Origin of the sequence: Spirillospora sp. NPDC046719, assembly GCF_040645715.1 — a bacterium.
GTDB lineage: Bacteria > Actinomycetota > Actinomycetes > Streptosporangiales > Streptosporangiaceae > Spirillospora.
Genome location: NZ_JBEYYT010000879.1, coordinates 1 through 1508, shown reverse-complemented (window position 1 = coordinate 1508; position 1508 = coordinate 1). Strand labels below are relative to the sequence as shown.

3 protein-coding genes are annotated in these 1508 nt (G+C 37.4%); all 3 read left to right on the top strand.

The genetic code is table 11. From position 1 onward, the window contains the following. Window positions 1–266: sigma factor-like helix-turn-helix DNA-binding protein (locus ABZ914_RS51215; protein ID WP_312257959.1), on the top strand; the 266-nt coding region annotated here is incomplete at its 5' end. A 19-nt stretch (window positions 267–285) separates the two neighbouring features. Continuing rightward, window positions 286–804, top strand: a complete 519-nt coding sequence (locus tag ABZ914_RS51210; protein ID WP_500201796.1) for an HNH endonuclease — start codon at window positions 286–288, stop codon at window positions 802–804. 128 nt (window positions 805–932) lie between these two features. Further along, window positions 933–1406, top strand: a complete 474-nt coding sequence (locus ABZ914_RS51205) for a phage terminase small subunit P27 family (RefSeq protein WP_500201795.1) — start codon at window positions 933–935, stop codon at window positions 1404–1406. Window positions 1407–1508: the final 102 nt, after the last annotated feature.

Here is a 1508-nt window from a genome sequence, read left to right as displayed (position 1 = left end):
GGATGAAACGCTTAACGGATAGGATAGACAGCACAGACCAACTCACACCACAGCGCATTGTATTGAATGCAATGACAGAGCTGTTTGATTCATTGAGTGAGGATGAGATAGAGATGATCAGGCTTAGATACATGAAAGGCTTAACACTATCAGAAGTCGCAAGTCGTTACTCGATAAGTGAACGTACTGTTAGAAATCATACCAACCCAACGGTTAAGCAAGTGAAAGAGATTATCGCTAGAGCAACAGAAACAATGAATGGATAGATAGAAAAGAGGAAATAGAATGCCAATGACTGGACGCTGTCGTGAGCCTAACTGCCACGCTGTAGTTGTTAGACCACTGCACTATTGTACTAAGCACGCTGATAAAGAAGCAGCATATCAAGCAAGTAGAGAGCGATGGACTAATCGTAATGATGATAGTAAACGATACAAAGACTATAACAAACGCAAGCGTGAGTATAGCGACATTAAAGTAGAACAGAACAAGTTCTATCAAAGCAAGCAATGGAAGTCTATACGTGATGTAGTAAGACGTAGAGATAACTTCCTTTGTCAGTACTGCAAAGCACATAATAGAGTAAGAACTGGCAAGATAGTGGACCACATCGTGCCAGTTGAGTTTGACTTGAATGGTAAGACCATCATGGATAACTTGGCTTTCTGCTGTAGCAAATGCCACACAAGGAAAACTAAGTGGGAACAAATTTATTATGGAACTGGTTACGGAAATAAAACTAAAAATGTAATCCCCATAAAAAATGTAAAAGATGTGCCTGACTTTCAAAAAAATGAACGATAATTTTTAACAACCCTCCCCCCTATACTTATACTAGGAAAAGCACACACATAGGTATCGTCTTGCGTGAAAACCCAATTTTGAAAATTTTTATATAGGGGGGGTCAAAACACTAAAAGAAAGGAGAAAAAATGACAGCTAAGAAGTTCAAAGACAGTAATGACGGGAGGTTGTCCTATCGTGCACCTAAGCACCTTTCTCCTCTCGCAAGTGCTTGTTGGCGTAAAACTGTTCCCTTTCTTGAGGAACAAAAGCCAGTTGATAAGATTGATTCGTTTTTAGTTGAAATGTACTGTACTCAGTATGAAATTTATAGAAATTCATACGAACATCTTAAAAAACATGGTGAGGTTCAAGAAATTTATAAACCAGTTCAAGATATGACTGGTGAAATTATTGACAGACAATTTCAAGGTTTTAAACGTAATCCAATGACTCAAATTTACTCGGATGCAATAAAAAATCTTACAAAGATTGGTTCTGAGTTAGGTTTATCGCCAAAATCACGTTCTGAATTGATAGAGCTTAACATGCAAGATACGAATGAAAAAAGCACTAAAGATAAGATGAAGGCGTTCTTTGATGGAGGTGATGATGATTACTGAGTTAGCTCCTACAAAAACAATGAATAATCTTATCATTGAATTTAAAGTTGATTTAACGCAGGACCACGACGTCTTAGGAGCTTATCATAGTATTGATTTTTC

Coding starts and splice junctions, on each gene's coding strand:
- ABZ914_RS51210 (WP_500201796.1), top strand. CDS start 286: ATGCCAATGACTGGACGCTGTCGTGAGCCTAACTGCCACGCTGTAGTT.
- ABZ914_RS51205 (WP_500201795.1), top strand. CDS start 933: ATGACAGCTAAGAAGTTCAAAGACAGTAATGACGGGAGGTTGTCCTAT.